Source organism: Amycolatopsis sp. NPDC049252, assembly GCF_043197175.1.
Classification (GTDB): Bacteria; Actinomycetota; Actinomycetes; order Mycobacteriales; family Pseudonocardiaceae; genus Amycolatopsis.
This window is the reverse complement of sequence record NZ_JBICSQ010000020.1, coordinates 80142-101369: the sequence shown is the minus strand read 5'-3', so window position 1 is coordinate 101369 and position 21228 is coordinate 80142. Positions and strand designations below refer to the sequence as shown.

Here is a 21228-nt window from a genome sequence, read left to right as displayed (position 1 = left end):
ACCCCTCCGTGCGAGCCTGGTTCCGGTACGCACGAGGAAAGGTTCGCGACGGGTGATTTCGAAGGCCTCCGCTCCCGCACCCGGCGCGGACACCTCCGGCGACTCCTACCTCCCCGCGCACGGCAACGGCGGCTACCGGGTCAAGCACTACGACCTGACCCTCGACTACAAGGTCGCGCCGAACCGGCTGTCGGCGTCGGCGGTGATCACCGCGGAGGCGACGCAGGCGCTCTCGCGCATCACCCTCGACTTCGGCGAGTTCCGGATCAACCGCGTGCTGGTCGACGGCAAGCCGGCGAAGTACCTCAAGCGCGTGCGGAAGCTGCAGGTCAAGCCGCAGAAGTCGATCGCCGCCGGCAGCGAGTTCGTCGTCGAGGTCAGCTACGTCGGCAACCCGCGCCCGGTGGGGAGCCGCTGGGGTGACGTCGGCTGGGACGAGCTGACCGACGGCGCGCTCGTGGCGAGCCAGCCGGTCGGCGCGCCGTCGTGGTTCCCGTGCAACGACCACCCGTCCGACAAGGCGACCTACCGGGTCGCGGTGACGACGTCGTCGCCGTACCTGGTCGCCGTCACCGGGGACCTGGTCGACCGCTACACCTCGGCCAGCACCACGAAGTGGGTCTTCGACCGGCGCGAGCCGACGGCGACCTACCTGATGAGCGTGCAGATCGGCCGGTACGACGACATCGACCTGACCGGCGGCGGCTGGCTCGCCCGCGTGGGCGCGGCCGCGCGGCGGCTGAGCGTCGACTTCGGGCGCGAGAGCGGGCAGGTGGAGTCGGTCTTCGCGACCGTGCCGCAGCGCGCCGCCGTCCCGCCGCGGCTGCGCCGGCTGTTCGAGCACGACTTCGGCCGGCAGGGCCGGATGATGGAGGTCCTGCAGCGGCTGTTCGGCCCGTACCCGTTCGGTGAGTACCGGATCGTCGTCACCGACGACGCCCTCGACGACCCGATCGAGGCGCAGGGCATGTCGATCTTCGGCGCCAACCACGTCGACGGCCGCCGCACGTACGAGCGGCTCGTGGTGCACGAGCTGGCGCACCAGTGGTTCGGCAACAGCCTGACGGTGGCCGATTGGCGCCACATCTGGCTGAACGAGGGCTTCGCGACCTACGCCGAGTGGCTGTGGTCGGAGGAGTCGGGCGGCCAGTCCGCGCAGACCCTGGCCCGCACCTGGCACACCCGCATGAAGGCCAAGCCCGCCGACGTCCGCGTCGCCGACCCCGGCGTGGCGCGGATGTTCGACGAGCGCGTTTACAAGCGCGGCGCGTTGACGCTGCACGCGCTGCGGGCGGAGATCGGCGACCCGGCGTTCTTCGCGCTGCTGAAGGCGTGGACGACCGACCACCGGCACGGGCTGGTCACGACCGACGGGTTTGTCGCGATGGCGGAGGCGTACGCGGCCCGTTCGCTGGGGACGTTCTTCACACGCTGGCTGGACACGCCGGCGCTGCCGCCGCTGCCCTAGGGAACGGCCCGTCCGGTAGGGCCATGCCCGGTAGGCGACCCGGTGTGCGGCAGAGCCCGCTCCCCGGGATACATCGGATGTATTGCGGCCTTCTGGGTGAACAGAGCTGGTACATCCTGGCTTTTTCTGCAACTATGGCCCGACGCCGCCTGTGGATCTCAGTGAAACGTAGTATGAATCGGGGAACCCGTTCATGGATGCTGTCTCACGGCGGACGATTCTTCGCGCGACCTCGGTGGCGGCCGGCGCCGCGGCGTTCGGCGGGCTCTGGTCCCGCGCGGCCCCGCCCGCGCTCGCCGCCGCGAACCCGTACCGGGACGTCGCCGCCGACGCGCGGATGGTCTGGAAACGGCTGCCGACGAACTGGCAGGAGGGCCCGTTCCTGGCCAACGGCTACCTCGGTGCGCAGCTCTACGCCGGGAAGGCGCGGCAGGTGCTCAAGGTGATGCTGAGCCACAGTCAGGTGCAGGACCAGCGGGTCCGGTGGGAGGCCGGGATCGGGCTGTCCCGGCTGCCGATCGGCTACCTCACGCTCACCCTGGCCGGCGCGATCACCGGCGTCGACTGGACGCTCGACCTCTACCACGCCGAACTGGGCGGCACGATCACCACGACCGCGGGCTCGGTCGGGTTGTCCGCGGTGGTGCACAACGACCTGGGCGTGCTGCTCGTCTCCCTCACCCCGAGCGCGGGGGAGGCCGGGGCGGCGTGGGCGTTCCAGCCGCTGGAGTCGGCGACCACCCGGACCGTTCGCAAGCCCCCCGAATACGTCGCGAACCCGGCGCCCGGGACCGGCGACGGGTACTGCGCCCAGCCGATGCTCGCCGGCGGCGGGTACACGACGGCCTGGCGGGAACGCGCGATCGGCACCCGGCGGCTGCTCGCCGCGACCGTCGCCTACAGCTTCCCCGGCACGACGCACACCGCGGACGCTGTCGCGGCCGTGGGGAAAGCGCTTGCCGCGAACCCGGACGCGCTGCTCGCCCGCCACCGCCGCTGGTGGAACGACTTCCACCAGCGCAGCTTCGTTTCCGTGCCGGACAAGCGAGTCCAGCGGTTCTACTGGATCCAGCTGTACAAGATCGCGTCCGCGACCCGCGCGAGCGGGCCCGTCGTGTCCGAGTGGGGACCGTGGTTCCCGGAGGTCGGCAACAGCTGGACCGCCGTCTGGTGGAACCTCAACGTCCAGGTCACCTACCCGATCGTCAACAGCAGCAACCACCCCGAGCTGGACGCGGTCACCGAGACGTTCCGGCGCGACCACGCGAACCTCGAGACGTCCGTGCCACCTGCCTACCGCGACGGAGACACCTACGCGCTCTCGCACCCGGGTGACTGGCGGCTGCGCCCCGGCGGCACGCGCTCGGTCGGCGTGCCGGGCACGGCGTCCAAGACCGACCAGACCGGGAACCTGTTGTGGGGCCTGCACAACGTCTGGCTGTCCTACCGTCACCACCTGGACCGGCGGGTGCTGCGCGACGTCCTGTACCCGACACTGGCGAAGGCGCTGAACTTCTACCGCCACTTCCTCTTCACCGGTCCGGACGGCCGCCTGCACCTGCCGCTGACCCGCTCGCCGGAGTACGCCGACGCGCCGGACTGCACCTACGACCTGTCGCTGATCCGGTGGGCCGCGCACACGCTCGCCGACTCGGCCCGGGTCCTGGGTCTCGACGAACCCCGCGTGCCGATGTGGCGCGAGATCGGCGCGAAACTGGTGCCGTACCACGAAAGCGCGGCGGACGGCGTGCTCATCGGCGACGGCGTGCCGCTCGCCGGGTCGCACCGGCACTTCTCCCACCTGCTGTGGCTGTACCCGCTGCGGGAGAAGAACTGGGAGCGGTCGGGAGACCGGGACGTCATGACCCGGACGTTCGCGCACTGGGCCGCCGACCGGAAGGCGTGGCACGGCTACAGCTACGCGGCCGCGTCGTCGATGAGCTCGGTGATGGACGCGCCCGAAGAAGCGTTGCGGTACCTGAAGTTCTTCCTCGACCGGAACGTCGTGGCCGACACCGAGCTGACCGCGAACACGATGTACCGCGAAGGCACCAACTTCGCGATCGAAAGCCCGATCACGGCCGCGCAGTCCGTGGTCGACATGCTGCTGCAGGGCTCGGGCGGGGTGCTCAAGGTCTTCCCGTCGGTGTCGGCGACCTGGCGGGACGCCTCGATCGCCGGCCTGCGCGCCGAAGGGGCGTTCCTCGTGGACGCCTCCCGCCGCGACGGCTCGACCGAGTTCGTCCGCGTGCACAGCGAGGCCGGTGAACCGCTCGTGCTCGACCACGGCATCACCGGGGACATCGACGTCCGCGACGAGCACGGCGGGCGGCTGCCGTGGCGCCCGGCCGGAGCTCGCCGGATCGCGGTCGGGCTGCGGCGCGGCGGCACCGCCGTGGTCACCCCGCGGGGCGGTCGCGGGGACCGCGGTCCCCGCGACGTCCCGGCACTCGGCCCGGCGCCCGCGTGGGGCCTGCCGAACTGACCAGTCCGCTTCGACGAGGAGGCCGGAACCATGGACATCACCCGCAGAACCGTGCTCGGCGGCGCGCTCGCCGGGCTGGCCGCGAGCGCGGGGCGAGCGACTCCAGCGCTCGCGGAGGACGACTTCGGCTGGGCCGGCTTCCTCGGCCCCGCCGACCTGCGCTGGCGGCGCACACCGAAGACCTGGTACGAGGGCCCGTTCCTGGGCAACGGATTCCTCGGCTCGGGGATCTACGCCGAGCCCGGCCGCAACGCGATCCGCTTCAACGTCCAGCACAGCCAGGTCCAGGACCACCGGCCGGAGTTCGGCTCGCTGTTCGGCCTGGCGCGGCTGCCGATCGGCTACTTCACGCTCGAACCCGTCGGCGCGATCACCGCGCTCGACTGGCGGCTGGACCTGTGGAACGCCGAGCTGACCGGGACGATCACGACGTCCTCGGGGAGTCTGAGCCTGCGCGCGATCGTCCACACCGGACAGTCGCTGCTCGCCGTCGAGATCCGGCCCTCCGAAGGGGAGCGGGCGTTCGAGTGGGTGTTCCACCCGGCGGTCGCGGTCAGCCCGCGCGCCGACCCGGTGTGGAACAAGCCACCACCGGCCGGTTACACCGCGAACCCGCCGGTCAAGCTGAGCGGGAGCGGCGACGCGCAACTGGCCGTCCAGCCGCTGCTGGCCGGCGGCGAGCACGTGACGGCCTGGCGGGAGGTCACCCGCGGTGGCGCGCGCACGCTGTACACCTCGGTGGCCTGGTCGCACCCGGAGAAGACGTCGGCCGCGCGGGCGCTGCGGACCGTGCGCGGCGCGGAGCCGTTCGCCGCGCTGACCCAGGACCACCGGCGCTGGTGGCACGACTACTACCGGCGCAGCTTTCTGTCCATTCCGGACACCCGGCTGCAGAGCTTCTACTGGATCCAGCTGTACAAGGTCGCGTCGGCGGCCAGGCGGGAAGCGCCGGTGATGGCGACGTCCGGGCCGTGGCTGGAGAACACGCCGTGGCCGGCCACCTGGTGGAACCTGAACGTCCAGCTCGAATACTGGCTGATCCACGGCTCGAACCACCTGGAGCTCGATGCCGTCGGCTACGCGCTGGACAAGTACCGCGGCAACCTGACGAGCCAGGTGGCGCAGCCGTACCAGGCCGACTCCGCGGGCATCCCGCGCACCACGGACATGACGCTGCTCAACGGCGTTTCGAACGCCACCAGCGGGTTCCCGGTCGGCATCCCGGGTCAGGACCAGCCGACCCCGGAGGTCGGGAACCTGACCTGGGCGCTGCACAACGTCTGGCTGTCCTACCGGCACACGATGGATCGGCGGCTGCTGCACGACACGTTGTTCCCCTTGCTGCGCAGGGCGATCAACTACTACCTGCACTTCCTCGCCCCGGGCCCGGACGGCCGGCTGCACCTGCCCGCGACGTTCTCGCCGGAGTACGGCGTCAACGCGCCGGACTGCACCTACGACCTCTCGCTGATCCGCTGGGGCTGCAAGACGCTGCTGCAGATCACGCCCGGCGACCCGCTGGCGCCGAAGTGGCGGGACGTGCTGGCGAACCTCGCGGCCTACCCGGCCGACGTCAACGGGTACATGATCGGCGCGGGTGTCCCGTTCGCGAAGTCGCACCGGCACTACTCGCACCTGCTGCAGATCTACCCGCTCTACGACGTCACCTGGGAGCAGCCCGAGCACCGGCAGATCATCGAGACGTCCCTGAACCACTGGGTCGGCTTCGAAGGCGCGCTGCAGGGCTACACGTTCACCGGGGCCGCGTCGATCTCGGCGCAGATGCTGCGCGGCGAGCAGGCGGCGTTCTACCTGGGCGAGCTGCAACGGCGCTACATCCGGCCGAACACGATGTACCAGGAGTCGGGGCCGGTCATCGAGACGCCGTTGTCCGCGGCGAAGTCCCTGCAGGACATGCTGGTGCAGAGCTGGGGCGGGGTGCTCCGGCTGTTCCCGGCGGTGCCCGCGGCCTGGGGCGACATCGCGCTGCGCGACTTCCGCACCGAGGGCGCGTTCCTGCTCAGCGCGTCCCGCTCGGGCGGGAAGACGCGCTGGCTGAAGGTGCACAGCGAAGCCGGGGCGCCGTGCGTGCTGCGGTCGGGTGTCGACGGCGACCTGGCCGTGACGGACGCGCGCGGCCGGGCCCGGCGGTGGCGGAAGTTGTCGAACGGCGACGTCCAGGTCGATCTCCGTCCGGGTGAAGACGCCTTTGTGTACCGGAAGGGGGACAAGCCGGACTTCGGCGTGCGACCGGTCGCGCCGTCCGGACCCAGCGAACCCTGGGGTTTGCCCTGATCGGGTGTTCTCACCCGGACGGGTGGTGTTCGCGGCAGAATGGTGCTCTCGACGAGGGGAGCGCTGATGAGCGAGCAAGGGGACGGTACCGGCCGGCAGCCCTACCAGTACCCGCAGTGGCAGCCGCCGGTGCCGCCGAAGAAGACTTCGCCGGCGGCCGTCGTGCTGATCACCGCCTCGGTCGTCGTGGTCGTCGTGATGGCCTTCGCGTTCCTGGCCTGGGGTTATCCCGGTTTCCTGCGGGGGCCGGAGGCCAGCGCCGATGGTGCCTGGTTCACGACGTCACCGTCCTCTTCGTCGCCGCCGGCGACGATCGCGTCACCGACCGCTTCGGTGCCGCCGCCGGGCGGCCGCGCTCCGCTGCCGAAGCGGACGACGCCGCTCGCCGACCCGATCACCTGCGCGTACCCGCCCGCCCCCGGCACACCCGCGCCGAAGCCGGCCACCCCGCCGCCGGACGGCCCGGCGCCGTCGTCGGGCACCGTCCCGGTGGGGCTCGCGACCAGCGCGGGCGACATCGGGCTGACGCTGGACCGCGCGCTGGCGCCGTGCACGGTGGTGAACTTCCTCAGCCTGGCCAAGCAGGGGTTCTACAACGGCACGTCGTGCCACCGGCTGTCGGTGGCGGACGGCCTGCGGATGCTGCAGTGCGGCGACCCGGCCGGCGACGGCACCGGCGGCCCGGGTTACACGATCAAGGACGAGACGTTCCCCGAGCTGACGTACGGCCGTGGCATCCTCGCGATGGCCAAGACGGCCGAACCCGACTCGGGCGGTTCCCAGTTCTTCCTGGTCTTCGGCGAAACCCGGATCCCGCCGGAGTACACGGTGTTCGGCAGCATCGACGACGCCGGCCTCGCGGTGCTGGACAAGGTCGCCGCCGCCGGCATCGACCCGTCCAAGCCCGGCATCGGCGACGGCAGCGGCCCCCCGAAAACCCCGGTCACCTTCACCGCCATCACCACCCCGTAACCCACGTACCCAGAGATTCCCGTTATGGGCGGGCCAGCAGTTCGCGGAGGGCGGTCAGCAGGGTGGGGGTTGCCGTGGGGGAGGTCGTGCGGCGGCGCCAGGCGATGTAGCCGTCCGGGCGGACCAGGAGGCAGCCGTCCTCGGAGATGCCGCTGAGGCGGGACCAGTCGCCGTAGGCGTCGCGAAGCTCCGGGGCGCCGACGAGCACCGCCCGCAGGTCCAGGCCGAGTTCCGCGCCCGCCTTGGCCGCGGCGTCGCGCCAGGCGGTGCCGGTCAGGCCGGTGAGAACGGTCCAGCGGCCGCCGCCGACGACGTCCAAAGTGGACACCCGGCGGCCGTGCGGGCCGACCAGCCACGCGTGCGGCAGCTTCGCGCCCGGCTCGGTGCTGGGCCGGTGGAACAGCTCGGGATCACGGTCGGCAGCCGGCGAGGCGACGCCGTCGGGCAGCACCGCGCCGGAGACGTAGCGCTGGTCCAGTTCCACGCCGTGGGCGTTGAACTCGTAGTGCTTCAGCTCGATCGCCTTCTCCAGTTCACGCCGTTTCAGCGCGCCCTCCGGCGTCGGCGCGAGGCAGGTTTCGAGGCCCGCCGTGATGCCGTCGGAGTCGGTGTCGCCGGAGATGCCGAGCGCGGCGAAGATCGGCCCGAACTGGTCGCGGCTGAGGTTCGCCCGGTCGACGATCTGCTTGCCCACCGGCGCGCGTTCGGCGGTGTAGCTGTCCAGCAGGCCTTCGCCCGCCTCGCCGCGCAGCACCATCGCGAGCTTCCACGCCAGGTTGTACGAGTCCTGGACGGACGTGTTCGAGCCGAGCCCGTTGGACGGCGGGTGCCGGTGCACGGCGTCCCCGGCGCAGAACACCCGGCCGCTGCGGTACTCCGTCGCGTAGTTGTGGTTGACCGTCCACAGGGACGTCGAGGTGATCTCGACGTCCAGGCCCGGATCGCCGACGAGGTCGCGCACCAGCCGCGTCGCCTCTTCGACGTCGACCTCCGGCGGCGCCTGCTCGATGTCGTAACCCCAGGTCAGCAGCCACTCGTTCCACGGCCGCACCATCCGGACCAGGCCCATCCCGATCCCGCCGAGGTGCGCGCCCGGCCGCATCACCCAGTACAGCACGCTCGGCCGGTGGGCCACGTACGGCGCGAGGTCGGCGGTGAACGTGATGTTCATGCTGCCCGCCTTGCCGGTCTGCCCGGCGATCGGCAGCCCGGCCTGCTCGGCGACGCGGCTGCGCGCACCGTCCGCGCCGATCAGGTACTGGGCGCGCAACGTGAACTCGTCACCCCGGACGCGGTCGAGGAACCGCGCCGTGACGCCGTCTTCGTCCTGCGTGAAGTCGAGGAACTCGGTGTCCAGCCGCAGTTTCGCGCCGCGCGCGGCGGCCTCGCTCGCCAGGATCGGCTCGAGGTAGGTCTGCGGCAGGTCGATCATGTGGCACGGGCTCGCGGCGCCGTATTCGGACGCCGACCCGGCTCCCGTGCCCCAGCTGGCGATCCGGCCGATCTCCGGCCCGGTCAGCGACGTGCACAGCACGGTGTCGCCCATCAGGTCCGGCGGGGTACCGACGGCGAGGGCCTTGGCCTCGACACCGAGGTCGCGGAAGACCTCCATGGTGCGCTGGTTGGTGATGTGCGCGCGGGGGGTGTTGGCCATCCAGCCGTACTTCGTCGCGAGCACGGTGGGGACGCCGTAGGTGGCGAGCAGCAGTGCCGCCGAACCACCCGCGGGGCCGCTGCCGATCACCAGGACGTCGGTGTCGTAGGTCATGCGCTGCTCCCTGAGATGCGGAACGTGAACTCGAGCCGCCGCCCGGTTTCGCCGGGCTGCTCGGTGAAGTCGACGATCAGGCCGTCCTTGACGCCGAACACGGTGTCGGAGTCGAGGTACTCGCCGCCGGCGACGAACAGCTGGGTGATCAGGGTGCGGTAGCCGGGCTTGGCGATCATGAAGTGCACGTGCGGGGCCCGGTACGGGTGCCGCCCGGCGGTGTCGAGCATCTGCCCGACCGGGCCGTCGGCGGGGATCGGGTACGCGCTCGGCACGATCGTCGCGAACCGCAGCCGCCCGTCGGCGTCGGTGCGGAAGCGGGCCCGCAGCACCGGGCCGTCGACGTCGGGCAGCTGGACGTCGTAGAAACCGTCCTCATTGGACTGCCAGACGTCGACGACCGCGTCCGGCACCGGGTTGTCCCCGGTGTCGACCACGCGGACGTCCGTCCACAGTGGAGTGCCGGGCAGTCCGTCGGCCAGGTCGGCGCCCTGCGGCGTCTCCGGCGGGCCCTCGACGTAGAACGGGCCCAGCACGGCCGACGGCGTGGTGTCCGGCGTGCGCGAGTTCGTCAGGACGTCGACGACGCTGGACACGCCGAGGGTGTCCGACAGCAGGATGAACTCCTGGCGCGTGTCGCTGGAGATCTGCCCGGTGCGGGTCAGGAACCCGATCGCGTACTCCCACTCCTCCTGGGTGAGGTCGGTGCGGATCGCGTAGGCGTGCAGCGTCTCGACGAGGTCGGTGAGCAGCTCGCGCACGCGGTCCGGCGCGCCCGCGAAGCTCTCGACGACCTGCCTCGTGAGCGCCTTCAGACTGGGCGGGGCGGTCGGCCGGGTGCCGTTCACGGCCTGGCGAAGCAATTCCGCCTCGGGCTCGCCGGCGATGTCGGCCTCGGTGAGCCCGAGTTCGGCCAGCGAGTGCGGGATCGGCAGCGACGCCGTCAGCTCGAAGACGTCGTTCGCGTCGGCCACCCCCAGGTGAGTCATCACGTAGGGGAGGAGGACGGCGTGGGTTTCGGCGTGCGGCAACCCGAACTTGCCGCCGAGGTGGTGGCACAGCCGGTGGTGCAAGCCCATCGCAACGCTGTCGAGACACGAGCCCGCCAGCCACGCGCCGCGCAGGGCGCCGGCCCGGGCGTCCACATCGGACGGATTGGCCACGATCCGCGGCAGGGCGTCCGTGAGCAGCCGGATGGCCTCCGCGGCGAGCAGGTCGGTCATCGGGTTGGCGTCCGGGGCGTACCGCGCCTCGACGGCGTGGGCGAGCGCGTTGATCCCGCTGGCGGCCGAGACGGCCACGGGCAGCGAGAGGGTCAGATCGACGTCGTAGAGCACGACCTCGGGCCGCACCTTCGGGGACCGCCGCGTGGTCTTGCGGCCGTCCGCGGTCTCGCCGAGGACCGAAGTCAGCTCCGAGCCCGCGTACGTCGTGGGCACGATCAGCTGCGGCAGGTCGGTGCGCAGCGCGATCGCCTTGGCGAGCCCCGTGGCCGAGCCGCCGCCGACCGCGACGACGCCGTCGACGTCGTGCTCGGCGACGACCTTCAGCGCGCGTTCGGTGACGTCGACCGGGGTGTGCATGACCGCGTCCTCGAACCGCGCGGCCAGCCGTGGGCCGAGCAGGCGCGCGGCCCGGTCGCCGTACCGCGGGCCGGCGACGAGCAGGGCCCGCCCGAGTCCCAGCCGATCGGCTTCGTCGCCGACGTCGTCGAGGGAGCCGAACACCACCCGGACGGGGTTCGCGGCGTAGCTGAACGAGGTCATGCCACGCAGTATCAGCGGCTCGGCGGCGGCGGGTCCTGCACGTTCGTGCTGCGCCGAGGCACAAAACGCGCGTCTCAGCCCGCCCGGCGCAGCGCCGCGGGTGTCGTGCCGAGCTGGGCGCGCAGCACGCGCGTCAGGTGCTCCTGGTGGGAGAAGCCGCAGCGGAGGGCGATCTCGGCGATCGGGTCGGTGCCCGTGCGCAGCAGCAATCCGGCCTGCTCGACGCGCAGCCGCAGCAGGAACCGGTGCGGCGGCAGGCCGGTGCGCGCTTTGAACTGCCGCGAGAACTGGCTGACGCTCAGCCCGGCGAGCGCGGCCAGGTCGGCCAGCGGCACCGGCTCGGCCAGCCGGTCGGCCATGCGGTCGCGCACCCGCGCGAACAGCTGGTCGGACAGGCCGCGGGACGGCTCGGGGCCGCGGGCGGGCCCGGCCTGGTGGTGGCGCACGAGCTGCGCGGCGACGAGCGCGCCCAGCTGGTCGGCGTAGGTCCGCGCGCTCGGCTCCCAGTCGCGCACGACGCCGTCGAGGCTCAGCACGAGCTGCTCCAGCAGCGGATCACTGCCGAACTCCTCGGCCAGCCGCACCGGCGTGTCGGCCCCGGCGGCCTCCTGCACGGCGTCGTCGGCGACGTAGACGTGCACGGTGTCGAGCTCCCCGCCGAGCTCGACGGACAGGTCGGCGTGCGAGGGCTGCAGGAACAACCCGCCGGCGGGCATCCGCCGGCTCTGCTCGCGCGGCGTCCCGACCCCGCGCCGGACCGTCACGGGCCCGCCGAGGTGCAGGATCAGCTGGTGGCTGCGCGCCGCGCCGAACTGGGCGCGGTAGGGCCGTTCGCGCTGCTTGGAGAGGTAGACGCGCTCCCAGCCGAGGCCTTCGCTGGTGCGTTCCGGGCGGACCCAGGGCAGCGCGAGGATGCCGTTGGTGTCGGCCAGCCCGAATTCGCCCACGCCTGCCTCCTCGACGTCGAGGCCGACCACGATCGTACCCGTCCGGCTCACCTGGACAGTCGGCTCGCGTACCCGGACAGTCTTCGACATGCCGCGCGACGGTAAGGCGGGTCCGTACACACGGCGTACAAGACTTTCGGCGTCCTCCGCGCGGGGGACCGGGCACCGCCGCGGCGTCACGCGGCCGGGCGGCGGAGGTTTCCCCGGTGCACGCGAGGGAGCGTCGTGCACGTCCTCGACGGGCCGGGGGGCTCGAGGGCGAACGGGGAGGGGGTGCCGGGCCCGCGCGGGGCGGGCCCGGCACCGCCCGGACATCGAGGCCGCCGGGCTTACTAGCCGTCGCGCGCGGCGAGCGCCGCCTGGGTGCGGCTGGTGACGCCCAGCTTCGCCAGCACGTTGCCGACGTGCGCTTTCACCGTGCGCTCGGCCAGCCGCAGCCGGTTCGCGATGTCCTTGTTGGACAGACCTTCGCCGAGCAGCTCCAGCACGTCCCGCTCCCGCGGGGTCAGCGTGCCGCCCGTGGTGAGCGCCGCCGCGGCCGCCGGGCTCAGCGCCGTCACGCCCTCGTGGGCGGCCCGGACGGCGGCGGCCAGCTCCTCGCCGGAGGAGTCCTTCAGCACGAACCCGGCCGCGCCCGCGGCGAGGGCACCGCGGATCTCGCGCGGGCGTCCGACCGTGGTCAGCATCAGCACGCGTGGCGCCGGGGGCCGGAGGCGGCGCAGGACTTCGAGGCCGTCCATGCCGGGCAGGTAGAGGTCGAGCAGCACGACGTCGGCGGCCACGGACGACGCCAGCAGCTCCGGCCCGCTGCCGTACTGCGCGACGACGTCGAGGTCCGGCCGGGCGCCCAGGACCAGGGCGAGCCCCTCGCGCACCACCGCGTGGTCGTCGACGACCTGCACCCGGATCATGCCCGCACTCTACTGTCGGTCCCATGCGCCAGTCCCTCGTCACCACGGCCGCGGCGGCCGCCGTTTTCCTCGCCGGCGGTGCCTGGACCCCGCACCAGGGCTGGGTCGCCGCCGTGCTCGGCGCGGTGCAGCTGGTGCCACTGCTGTGGTCGCGGCGTGCGCCGGCCGTCGTGCTGGTGGTCGTCACCCTGGCGACCGTCGGGCACCTGCTGCTCGACCAGCCGCGCAACACGATGTACGTCCCGGTCCTGCTGGCCCTCTACAGCACTCCGCGCCGGTGGCTCGCGGCGTCCGCGACGCTCGCGATCGGCGTGACGGTGTTCCCGGCGAAGGGCCCGCTCGACGGCACGGTGCTGGCCGTGACGATCTGCGCGGTCGCCTGGCTGCTGGGCGCCGAACGCCGCCGCGCGCTCGCCGACCGGGCCGAACGCGCCGCGCGGCGGCTGCACGACACGCTCGCCCAGACCACGGCCGTGATGCTCGTGCAGGCGGAGACGCTGCGCGCGGTCGGCGACCTGACCGACGCCGACCGCGAGCGGCTCGACACGCTGCTGTCGGCCGGCCGCGGCGCGCTCACGCTCGTCCGCCGCACCCTCGACGACCTGCACGACGACGAGGACCGCCCGGCCGACCTCGCCGAGGTGCTGGCTCGGCTCCGCACCGCCGGGCTGGTCCTCGACCGCGACCCGGTGCTGCCCGCGCTGCCGCGCCCGGTGCGCGAGCTGGCCGAGCGGTTCGTCGCGGAGACGGCGGTGAACGCGTTGCGGCACAACGGTCCCGGCGTCCGGCTGCGCCTGGAGGTTCAGTCCGGCCACGGCGTGACGATCACCGCGCGCAACACTGTGAAGGGAACTCCGCGCGAGGGCACGGGTTACGGGCTGGCCGGGCTCACGGAACAGGCCGCGGCGGCCGGCGGTGTGCTGAGCCACGGCTCGCGTGACGGCGAGTGGGTGGTCAGTGTGGTGCTGCCAGCAGCTGCGACACGGTCACGAACCGGAAGCCGCGCTGCTTGAGCCCGTCGAGGATCGGCCCGATCGCCCGGCGCGTCTGCGCGCGTGAGGCGTACATCGCGTGCAGCAGGATGATCGAGCCGGGCCGTGCCTGGGCGAGCGTCGTCGCCGTGATCGTCGCGGTGTCCGGGAGGCCTGCGGAGTCGGGCTCGACGTCGCAGGTGATCGTCGTGCGGCCGTGTGACGCGAGGTAGTGCGGCAGGGCCAGGAGCTTCTTGCTGTTGGGCGGGCGGAAGAAGATGTCGCCGGAGTAGCCGGTGGTGCGGATGAGCGCGTCGGTGGCCTCGACCTCGTCGGCGACCCACGCGGGGGTCACGCCGATCATCCGGTCGTGGGAGAAGCTGTGGTTGCCGATCTCGTGCCCGGCCGCGGCGATGTCGTGGGCCAGGTCGGGGTGCGCGGCGATCTCGCGGCCGATGAGGAAGAACGTCGCGGGCACCTGGCGGCTCTTCAGCGTGTCCAGGATGGTGTGGGCGCCCGCCGGGTCCGGCCCGTCGTCGAAGGTCAGCGCGACGACCTTTTCGGTGGTGTCGACGCGGTTCACGAGGGTGCCGAAGAACTGGAACGTCCGCGAGTCGGCGACCTGCAGCAGCGCGTAGGCGCCCACGAGCACGACGACGAGCGCACTCGCCAAGCCGATCGTCCACTTCCGCGCGCGCCGGGATTTCAAGATCATGCGGCCACCCTGGCCGCACCCGCGCGGCCCCGGAACCCGCGAAGGTACTGGTACCAAAGCCGTGAAGGCCACATCGAGGGACTCAGAGTCCCTCGATGTGGCCTTCACGGACAGCGGCTCACAGCGGGTTGAACTCGCCCAGGGGGGCGGTGCAGAACGGGCCGCCGACGAACTCGGCCGCCGCGCCCGTCGGGGCCGGCTTGCCCGCCAGCTGGTCCGCGTAGACCTCGGCGTTGTCCAGCGACTTGTAGCCCAGCGCCTCGGCCTCGGCCAGCGAGTAGATCCGGCGGGTGTTGTCCGAGACGCCCCAGATCAGCCGGTACCCCGGCGACGGCGCGCTCAGGCACGCCTCGAACAGCCGAGCCCCGTCGTCGGGGGAGAGCCACGTCGTCAGGCCGCGCGGGCCCAGCGGCAACGGCGTCTCGAAGCACGAGCCGATGCGGATCACGATGACGTCCATGCCGAACCGCGAGTGGTACAGGCTGCCCAGCGCCTCGATCGCCGCCTTGCTGACGCCGTAGTAGGTGTCCGGGCGCGGCGACGAGTCCGCCGGGAGATCGGAATCGGTGCGCCGGAAGCCGACGGCGTGGTTGCTCGACGCCAGGATCACGCGCCCGACCCCGGCCGCGCGGGCGGCCTCCAGCACCGTGTGGGTGCCGTTGATGTTGACGTCGAGCGTCGCTTCCCAGGAGTTCTCGCGGCTGTGGCCACCGAGGTGGATCAGCGCGTCGGCGCCCTCGCACGCCGCGGCCATCGCCGCCGGGTCGGTGACCGACGCCGTCACGACCTCCTCGGAGGCGTCCGACGCGGTCTGCGGAGCCAGGTCGAGCAGGCGCAGCACCCGGCCGGAGCGCCGCAGGCGGGGGCGCATCAGGGTGCCGACGACCCCCGCCGACCCGGTGATGAGCACACGCTGGTCCGTCAATGGACTTCCTCTCGGTAAGGGCGGCGGTCAGCGAATGCCGGCCCGGCGCAGCTGCTGCCCGAGCTCGGCGGTGGTTTCGGCGAGCAGCTCGCCGACGCGCTGGGCGTCGGCGTCGGTCACCTGGGAGATGGGCATCGAGCAGCTGATCGCGTCCGTGCCCGGGATCCGGTAGGGGATCACCGCGGCGACGCACCGGACGCCCAGCGTGCCCTCCTCGATCTCGGCGGCGTACCCGCGCTCGCGGGTCGCGGCGCACTCGGCGTGCAGGGCGTCGAGGGAGGTGATGGTGTTCGGGGTCAGCGCGATCAGCGACGGCGGCATCAGCGCCTCGATCTCGTCGTGCGTCAGCTCGGCGAGCAGCGCCTTGCCCAGCGCGGTCGCGTGCGTGGGCAGCGTGCGCCCGACGCGCGAGACGAGGTGCGTGGAGCGCTGCGACTCCCGCGTCTCCAGGTAGACGACCTCGGTGCCGTTGCGGCGCGCGAAGTGCGCGGTGAACCCGGTCTTCTCCCGGATCCGCTCGAGGGCCTCGGTGGCGAACGGGACGACGGCGTCGCGGTCGAGGTAGGCCGTGCCGCAGATGAGGGCGCGGACGCCGAGGCGGTAGCGCGCGGTGTTGGCGTCCGCCTCCAGCCAGCCGGCTTCCAGGAGCGTGCGCAACAGGCCGTGGAGCGAGGAGCGCGGGAACCCCGTGCGCGCGTGCAGGTCGGAGAGCGAGAGCCAGACGTCGTTGGCCGCGAAGGTCTCGATGAGGTCCACCGCGCGGCGCGCGGATTTCACTCCCGAAGACTCGGCCGGCGCACCGTCGGTGGCCGCCGGGTTGTCCACCTTCTGCGGCATTTTCGCGCCTCCGTCCGGCCGTTGACTTGTGACTCCGGCCATATTAGCGTCCCGAACAACGTTCTTATGGATGAACATAATCACTATAACAGACTGCGTTCAAGGATGTGAATATATCCTCGGACTCGCGCCCCCGCCGCGCATGCCCCCGTCTCGTTCGCTCATGTGCCAGTGAAGCCGCTCGAGTACAACGGAAGCATGGGAGAGCTGGTGCAGCAGCGCCGAGCACGGCCGAAACCGACAAAAGGACGAGAGCGGAAACTGATGGCACAGAACGAGATCGAGCTGGACGGCCTGCTGGCGTTCCCCCTCACCCCGTTCGGCGAGGACCTCGAGGTCAACCTCGACGCGCTCGCGGAGAACGTGGAGAGCCACATCGCGGCCGGTGCCGGTGCGCTGTTCGTCGCGTGCGGCACCGGCGAGTTCAGCTCGCTCTCGCCCGCCGAGCACGCCGCGGTGCTCGCCAGGTCCCGTGAGGTGGCCGCCGGCCGCGTACCGGTCTGGGTGGGCGCCGGTGGCGGCGCCGCGTCGGCGCGGGCCGGGGTCGCGGCGGCCGCGGCCGGGGGCGCGGACGGCGTGCTGCTGCTGCCGCCGTACCTCGTGTCCGGGCCGCAGTCGGGGTTGGTCGACTTCGTCCGCTACGCCGTCGGGGACACGTCCGTGCCGGTGATCGTCTACCACCGCGGCACCGGCGTCTTCACCGCGCCGGCCGCGGCTTCGCTGCTCGACATTCCCTCGGTCGTGGGACTCAAGGACGGCTACGGCGACGTCGAGGTGATGACCCGGATCGTCACCACGATCCGCTCGCTGGACACCGACCGCGCGCGGAACTTCCTGTTCTTCAACGGGTTGCCGACCGCCGAGGTCTCGGCCAAGGCGTACGCCTCGATCGGCGTCGCGCGCTATTCCTCGGCCGTGCACTGCTTCGCGCCGGAGATCGCCCACCGCTTCCACCGCGCGCTCGCCGAGGGCGACACCGCGGTGATGGACACCCTGCTCGCCGGGTTCTACCTGCCGCTGGTGGCGCTGCGCGACGAGTCGCCCGGCTTCGCCGTGTCGCTGGTGAAGGCCGCCGCCCGGCTGCGCGGCGACAAGGTCGGCTCGGTCCGCCCGCCGCTGGTCGAACCGACGACGGAGCAGATCGACCGGCTGCAGAAGATCGTGGAGGACGGCTTCGCGACGCTGAAGGCGCTCGGCTGATGAAGATCCTCGATGTGGTGCTGACTCCGGTCGCGTTCGCCGACCCGCCGCTGCTCAACGTCATGGGCGTGCACGAGCCGTTCGCGCTGCGCGGCGTCGTCCAGGTCAAGTGCGAAGACGGGATCGTCGGGCTCGGCGAGTCCTACGGGGACGAAGCGTTCCTCGGCGAGGTGCGCAAGGTGCTGCCGCGGCTGCGCGGCCACGACGTCTTCGACCTGCCCGGCCTGCAACGGCTGGTGGCGAACGCGCTGTCGGGCACGGTGCTCACCGACGCGCACGGGCTGATCGGCGGCTTCTCGATCCGCAAGACCGTCGCGAGTGTGTACTCGCTGTTCGAGGTCGCCTGCCTGGACGCGCAGGGGCAGCTGCTCGGCCGCCCGGTGTCCGACCTGCTCGGCGGCAAGGCCCGCGACGCCGTCGAGTTCTCCGCCTACCTGTTCTACAAGTACGGCCAGCACGTCGACGGCCGTGAGGACTCCTGGGGCGAGATCACCACGCCGGAGACCCTGGTCGGCTCGGCGAAGCGGATGATCGACGAGTACGGCTTCCGCTCGATCAAGCTCAAGGGCGGCGTCTACGAGCCCGCGCAGGAGGTCGACGGGATCCGCGCGCTGGCCGAGGCGTTCCCCGGGCACCCGCTGCGGATCGACCCGAACGGTGCGTGGACGGTCGAGACCGGCATCCGGGTGGCGGCGGAACTCGACGGCGTCCTGGAGTACCTCGAAGACCCGACGCCGGGCATCGAGGGCATGGCCCAGGTGGCCGAGCGGGCGTCGATGCCCTTGGCCACCAACATGTGCGTGGTGAACTTCGGCGACATCGAGCCGGGCTTCCGGGCGCGCGCGATCGGCGTGCTGCTGTCGGACCACCACTTCTGGGGCGGCCTGCGCGCGACGCAGTCGTTGTCGGTGACGTGCGAGAGCTTCGGCGTCGGCCTGTCGATGCACTCCAACAGCCACCTCGGGATCAGCCTGGCCGCGATGGTGCACGTCGCCGCGGCGACCCCGCACCTGACCTACGCCTGCGACACGCACTGGCCGTGGAAGGTCGAGGACGTCATCGAGCCGGGTGTGCTGGAGTTCCGCGAGGGTGCCGTCGCGGTGCCGACGACCCCGGGCCTGGGCGTCACGATCGACGAAGACGCGCTGGCGAAGCTGCACGAGAACTACGTCCGATGTGGACAGACGAAGCGGGACGACGTGACCTACATGCGCCAGTACGTCGAGGGTTTCGAGCCGAACACGGCGAGGTGGTGACCCGGTGAAGGTGACCGGATACGCCTACCCGTGGGACGTCCTCGACGCCGGGTTCGCCGCGCGGGCCCGCGACCTGGGCGTCGACGAGGTGGCCGTGGCGCTGTCGTACCACAGCGCCCGCGCCGCGACGCCGTGGTCGGCGTCGCACACGGCGGTGGTCGCGCGGCACGCCGCGTTCTACCGTCCGGTGCAGGCATCGGCCTGGGGTTCGCTGCGACCGTCCACTCCGGACTGGGTGTCCTCCGGGGACAGTGGCGGTGACGCCGTCCGGCTGCTCAACGAGGCCGGGATCCCGGCCGCGGCGTGGATCGTGCTGACGCACAACTCGCAGCTCGGCTACGAGCACCCGGACGTCGCCGTGCGGAACTGCTTCGGCGAGGTCTACCCGTGGGCCCTCTGCCCGTCACAGCCCGCGGTGCGCGAGTACGCCGCGACGCTGACCGCGGAAGCCGTCGCCGGGCTCGACCTGTCGTCGGTGATCCTCGAAGCCTGCGGCCCGCTCGGCGCGGTGCACCAGCACCAGCACGAGAAGACCGACGGCGTCTGGGCGCCCGCGGTGGCCCGGCTGCTGTCGATCTGCTGCTGCGACGCGTGCGCTTCTTCGTGGGACGTCGATGCGGACACCGTCCGGGCCCAGCTCGTCGAGGAGGTCCGGCGGCTGATCGCCACCGGCGACCTCGGCGTCACGGCCGACGCCCTGCCGCCGTCGCTGACCCAGACGCTGCTGCGGGTCCGGCAGGCCGCCACCGACGCGCTGCGGGCCGCCGTGCTCGCGACCCTGGCGCCAGGCACCCGGATCGTGCTGCACGGCGCGCTCGACCCCTGGGTCACCGGCGCGCTGCCCGGCCTCACGCCGGGCGCCGTCGAGGACGCCGATTCCGTCGTAGTGTTCGGCTGGGCGCCCGCGACGGGGGCCGACGCCGTCGCCGCGGCCAGGGAGGCCTTGCCGGAGCGGGTGGCGATCGGCAGCTACATCACCGCCGTGGCGGCCGCCCCCGTGCCCGACATCGCCGCCTACGTCGGCGAGCTCGCCAAGGCGGGCGCGGCCGAGCTGCACCTGTACCACCTCGGCCTGGCCGGTCCGGGCCGCTGGCGCGACCTGGACACCGCCACCGCCGCCGCCCACGAGATCCACTGAGGAGCTGTACCCAAGATGAGCCAGGCAACCGACGCCGCCACGCTCGAGAAGATCCTGGCGGCCGCCGCCGAAGCCGCCCGCCCGGCCGCCGAGGCCACCCCGGCCGACCGCGGCCGCTGGCTGACCGCGGTCGCCGACGCGCTCGACGCCGCGGCCGGCGAACTGGTCCCGCTGGCCCACGCCGAGACCCACCTGCCCGCCACCCCGCGGCTGGCCGGCGAGCTGAAGCGCACCACGTTCCAGCTGCGGCTGTTCGCCGAGGTCCTCACCGACGGCGAGTACCTCGGCGCCACCGTCGACCACGCCGACCCGGACTGGCCGATGGGGCCGCGCCCGGACATCCGGCGCGTCAAGACCGCGATCGGCCCGGTGCTGGTGTTCGCGGCCAGCAACTTCCCGTTCGCGTTCAGCGTCGCCGGCGGCGACACCGCGTCCGCGCTGGCCGCGGGTTGCCCGGTGATCCTCAAGGCGCACCCGGGCCACCCGGAGCTGTCCGCCCAGACCGGCCTGATCGTGTGCGAAGCCCTGCTCAAGGCGGGCGCTCCCGCGGGCCTGTTCACCGTGATCTTCGGCCAGGACGAGGGCGTCACCGCGCTGAAGGACCCGCGGATCGCGGCGGCGTCGTTCACCGGGTCGATCCCCGGCGGGCGGGCCCTGTTCGACATCGCGAACGCGCGGCCGCGGCCGATCCCGTTCTACGGCGAGCTGGGCAGCGTGAACCCGGTCGTCGTCACCGAGGGCGCGATCGACGCCCGCGGCGAGGCCGTCGCCAAGGGCTACGCCGGGTCGTTCACCCTCGGCGCCGGCCAGTTCTGCACCAAGCCGGGCCTGCTGTTCCTGCCGGAGGACCACGGCCTGACCGAGACGCTGCGCTCGGCGCTGGAAGGCGCGGCGCCCCAGCCGATGCTCAACGACCGCATCGCGAGCGGTTACGCCTCGACGCTGGCGAAGCTGCGTGAGGTCCCGGGCGTCGACGTCGTGTCGGCGTCGCCGTCCGAGGCGCCCGCGTTCACCCCGACCCTGCTGGCGACCACCGGCAAGCAGTTCCTCGAGGGCGGCGAGGCCGTGCACCAGGAGTGCTTCGGCCCGGCGTCCTTGATCGTCACCTACGCCGACCAGGCCGAGCTGCTGCGCCTGCTCGACGTCGTCGAACCGGGGCTCACCGCCACGATCCACGGCGAGGAGTCCGACGCGGACTGGCTCCGGCCGGTGCTGCCGGCCCTGGCCCGCATCGCCGGGCGGCTGCTGTGGAACGACTGGCCCACCGGCGTCACGGTGAGCTGGGCCCAGCAGCACGGCGGCCCGTACCCGGCCACGACCGCCCCCACGACGACGTCCGTCGGCACCGCCGCGATCGAGCGGTTCCTCCGCCCGATCGCGTGGCAGGGCTTCCCGGACGCGCTCCTGCCCGAACCCCTGCAGGAGGCCAACCCCTGGCAGCTGCCCCGACGCACCGACGGAACCCGCTGACCCCGTCGTGGGGGGGTACACCAGATATAAAAAAATATTACACTCACCACCCCACACACCCCCCCCCACACCACAAACCCCGACCCCACCACCGGCGCCAGTTA

16 protein-coding genes are annotated in these 21228 nt (G+C 72.4%); 9 read left to right on the top strand and 7 right to left on the bottom strand.

Features of this window, described 5'->3' with window-relative positions; genetic code table 11:
• The first annotated feature begins 52 nt into the window (after window positions 1-52).
• From ACGFMK_RS22800 to ACGFMK_RS22785, 4 genes are all read left to right on the top strand, one after another.
• Window positions 53-1468, top strand: coding sequence for a M1 family metallopeptidase (locus ACGFMK_RS22800; protein ID WP_392766462.1), 1416 nt, complete (start codon window positions 53-55; stop codon window positions 1466-1468).
• 193 nt (window positions 1469-1661) lie between these two features.
• Window positions 1662-3953 carry a glycoside hydrolase family 95-like protein gene (locus tag ACGFMK_RS22795; protein ID WP_392766459.1) on the top strand — a complete coding sequence of 764 codons (2292 nt, stop codon included), beginning with the start codon at window positions 1662-1664 and terminating at the stop codon, window positions 3951-3953.
• Between the two features lie 30 nt (window positions 3954-3983).
• Window positions 3984-6248 (top strand): Tat pathway signal sequence domain protein, encoded by a 2265-nt coding sequence (locus ACGFMK_RS22790; RefSeq protein WP_392766456.1) that lies wholly within the window; start codon window positions 3984-3986, stop codon window positions 6246-6248.
• Window positions 6249-6314: 66 nt separating this feature from the next.
• The gene (locus tag ACGFMK_RS22785; protein ID WP_392766454.1) at window positions 6315-7220 is read left to right on the top strand and encodes a peptidylprolyl isomerase; all 906 of its coding nucleotides are present in this window, start codon (window positions 6315-6317) and stop codon (window positions 7218-7220) included.
• Window positions 7221-7242: 22 nt separating this feature from the next.
• Here ACGFMK_RS22785 and ACGFMK_RS22780 read toward each other — a convergent pair whose 3' ends face one another.
• The 4 genes from ACGFMK_RS22780 to ACGFMK_RS22765 form a co-directional block, all read right to left on the bottom strand.
• Window positions 7243-8988, bottom strand: coding sequence for an FAD-dependent monooxygenase (locus ACGFMK_RS22780; RefSeq protein WP_392766451.1), 1746 nt, complete (start codon window positions 8986-8988; stop codon window positions 7243-7245).
• Complete coding sequence (locus ACGFMK_RS22775; RefSeq protein WP_392766448.1) at window positions 8985-10754, bottom strand: maleylacetate reductase and hydroxyquinol 1,2-dioxygenase domain-containing protein; 1770 nt, start codon at window positions 10752-10754, stop codon at window positions 8985-8987. Before ACGFMK_RS22775 ends, ACGFMK_RS22780 begins: the two co-directional genes overlap by 4 nt.
• Window positions 10755-10828: 74 nt before the next feature.
• Window positions 10829-11701 (bottom strand): helix-turn-helix domain-containing protein, encoded by an 873-nt coding sequence (locus ACGFMK_RS22770; RefSeq protein WP_392766517.1) that lies wholly within the window; start codon window positions 11699-11701, stop codon window positions 10829-10831.
• Window positions 11702-12033: 332 nt separating this feature from the next.
• Window positions 12034-12612 (bottom strand): LuxR C-terminal-related transcriptional regulator, encoded by a 579-nt coding sequence (locus ACGFMK_RS22765; protein ID WP_392766445.1) that lies wholly within the window; start codon window positions 12610-12612, stop codon window positions 12034-12036.
• Between the two features lie 23 nt (window positions 12613-12635).
• Here ACGFMK_RS22765 and ACGFMK_RS22760 point away from each other — a divergent pair, with 23 nt between their 5' ends.
• The gene (locus tag ACGFMK_RS22760) at window positions 12636-13625 is read left to right on the top strand and encodes a sensor histidine kinase (RefSeq protein WP_392766442.1); all 990 of its coding nucleotides are present in this window, start codon (window positions 12636-12638) and stop codon (window positions 13623-13625) included.
• Here ACGFMK_RS22760 and ACGFMK_RS22755 read toward each other — a convergent pair.
• The 3 genes from ACGFMK_RS22755 to ACGFMK_RS22745 all read right to left on the bottom strand — a co-directional run bounded on the left by ACGFMK_RS22755 (window position 13567) and on the right by ACGFMK_RS22745 (window position 16060).
• The gene (locus tag ACGFMK_RS22755) at window positions 13567-14298 is read right to left on the bottom strand and encodes a polysaccharide deacetylase family protein (protein ID WP_392766439.1); all 732 of its coding nucleotides are present in this window, start codon (window positions 14296-14298) and stop codon (window positions 13567-13569) included. The genes ACGFMK_RS22760 and ACGFMK_RS22755 overlap by 59 nt on opposite strands.
• A gap of 118 nt (window positions 14299-14416) precedes the next feature.
• Window positions 14417-15223, bottom strand: a complete 807-nt coding sequence (locus ACGFMK_RS22750) for an NAD-dependent epimerase/dehydratase family protein (RefSeq protein WP_392766436.1) — start codon at window positions 15221-15223, stop codon at window positions 14417-14419.
• Window positions 15224-15250: 27 nt separating this feature from the next.
• On the bottom strand, window positions 15251-16060 hold the full coding sequence (locus ACGFMK_RS22745; protein ID WP_392766433.1) for an IclR family transcriptional regulator: 810 nt from the start codon (window positions 16058-16060) through the stop codon (window positions 15251-15253).
• A 264-nt stretch (window positions 16061-16324) separates the two neighbouring features.
• On the opposite strand from ACGFMK_RS22745, the gene ACGFMK_RS22740 reads away from it, so the two are divergent.
• The 4 genes from ACGFMK_RS22740 to ACGFMK_RS22725 are packed head-to-tail and all read left to right on the top strand — an operon-like array spanning window position 16325 to window position 21124.
• Window positions 16325-17260, top strand: coding sequence for a 5-dehydro-4-deoxyglucarate dehydratase (locus ACGFMK_RS22740; RefSeq protein WP_392766431.1), 936 nt, complete (start codon window positions 16325-16327; stop codon window positions 17258-17260).
• Window positions 17260-18516, top strand: a complete 1257-nt coding sequence (locus ACGFMK_RS22735; protein ID WP_392766428.1) for a glucarate dehydratase family protein — start codon at window positions 17260-17262, stop codon at window positions 18514-18516. The genes ACGFMK_RS22740 and ACGFMK_RS22735 overlap by 1 nt, the downstream gene beginning before the upstream one ends.
• Window positions 18517-18520: 4 nt before the next feature.
• A complete protein-coding gene (locus tag ACGFMK_RS22730; RefSeq protein ID WP_392766425.1) occupies window positions 18521-19654 on the top strand; it encodes a hypothetical protein in 1134 nt (377 codons plus the stop codon).
• A gap of 15 nt (window positions 19655-19669) precedes the next feature.
• Window positions 19670-21124 carry an aldehyde dehydrogenase (NADP(+)) gene (locus tag ACGFMK_RS22725; protein WP_392766423.1) on the top strand — a complete coding sequence of 485 codons (1455 nt, stop codon included), beginning with the start codon at window positions 19670-19672 and terminating at the stop codon, window positions 21122-21124.
• Window positions 21125-21228 lie beyond the last annotated feature (104 nt).

Coding starts and splice junctions, on each gene's coding strand:
- ACGFMK_RS22795 (WP_392766459.1), top strand. CDS start 1,662: ATGGATGCTGTCTCACGGCGGACGATTCTTCGCGCGACCTCGGTGGCG.
- ACGFMK_RS22790 (WP_392766456.1), top strand. CDS start 3,984: ATGGACATCACCCGCAGAACCGTGCTCGGCGGCGCGCTCGCCGGGCTG.
- ACGFMK_RS22785 (WP_392766454.1), top strand. CDS start 6,315: ATGAGCGAGCAAGGGGACGGTACCGGCCGGCAGCCCTACCAGTACCCG.
- ACGFMK_RS22780 (WP_392766451.1), bottom strand. CDS start 8,988: ATGACCTACGACACCGACGTCCTGGTGATCGGCAGCGGCCCCGCGGGT.
- ACGFMK_RS22775 (WP_392766448.1), bottom strand. CDS start 10,754: ATGACCTCGTTCAGCTACGCCGCGAACCCCGTCCGGGTGGTGTTCGGC.
- ACGFMK_RS22765 (WP_392766445.1), bottom strand. CDS start 12,612: ATGATCCGGGTGCAGGTCGTCGACGACCACGCGGTGGTGCGCGAGGGG.
- ACGFMK_RS22760 (WP_392766442.1), top strand. CDS start 12,636: ATGCGCCAGTCCCTCGTCACCACGGCCGCGGCGGCCGCCGTTTTCCTC.
- ACGFMK_RS22755 (WP_392766439.1), bottom strand. CDS start 14,298: ATGATCTTGAAATCCCGGCGCGCGCGGAAGTGGACGATCGGCTTGGCG.
- ACGFMK_RS22745 (WP_392766433.1), bottom strand. CDS start 16,060: ATGCCGCAGAAGGTGGACAACCCGGCGGCCACCGACGGTGCGCCGGCC.
- ACGFMK_RS22740 (WP_392766431.1), top strand. CDS start 16,325: ATGGCACAGAACGAGATCGAGCTGGACGGCCTGCTGGCGTTCCCCCTC.
- ACGFMK_RS22735 (WP_392766428.1), top strand. CDS start 17,260: ATGAAGATCCTCGATGTGGTGCTGACTCCGGTCGCGTTCGCCGACCCG.
- ACGFMK_RS22725 (WP_392766423.1), top strand. CDS start 19,670: ATGAGCCAGGCAACCGACGCCGCCACGCTCGAGAAGATCCTGGCGGCC.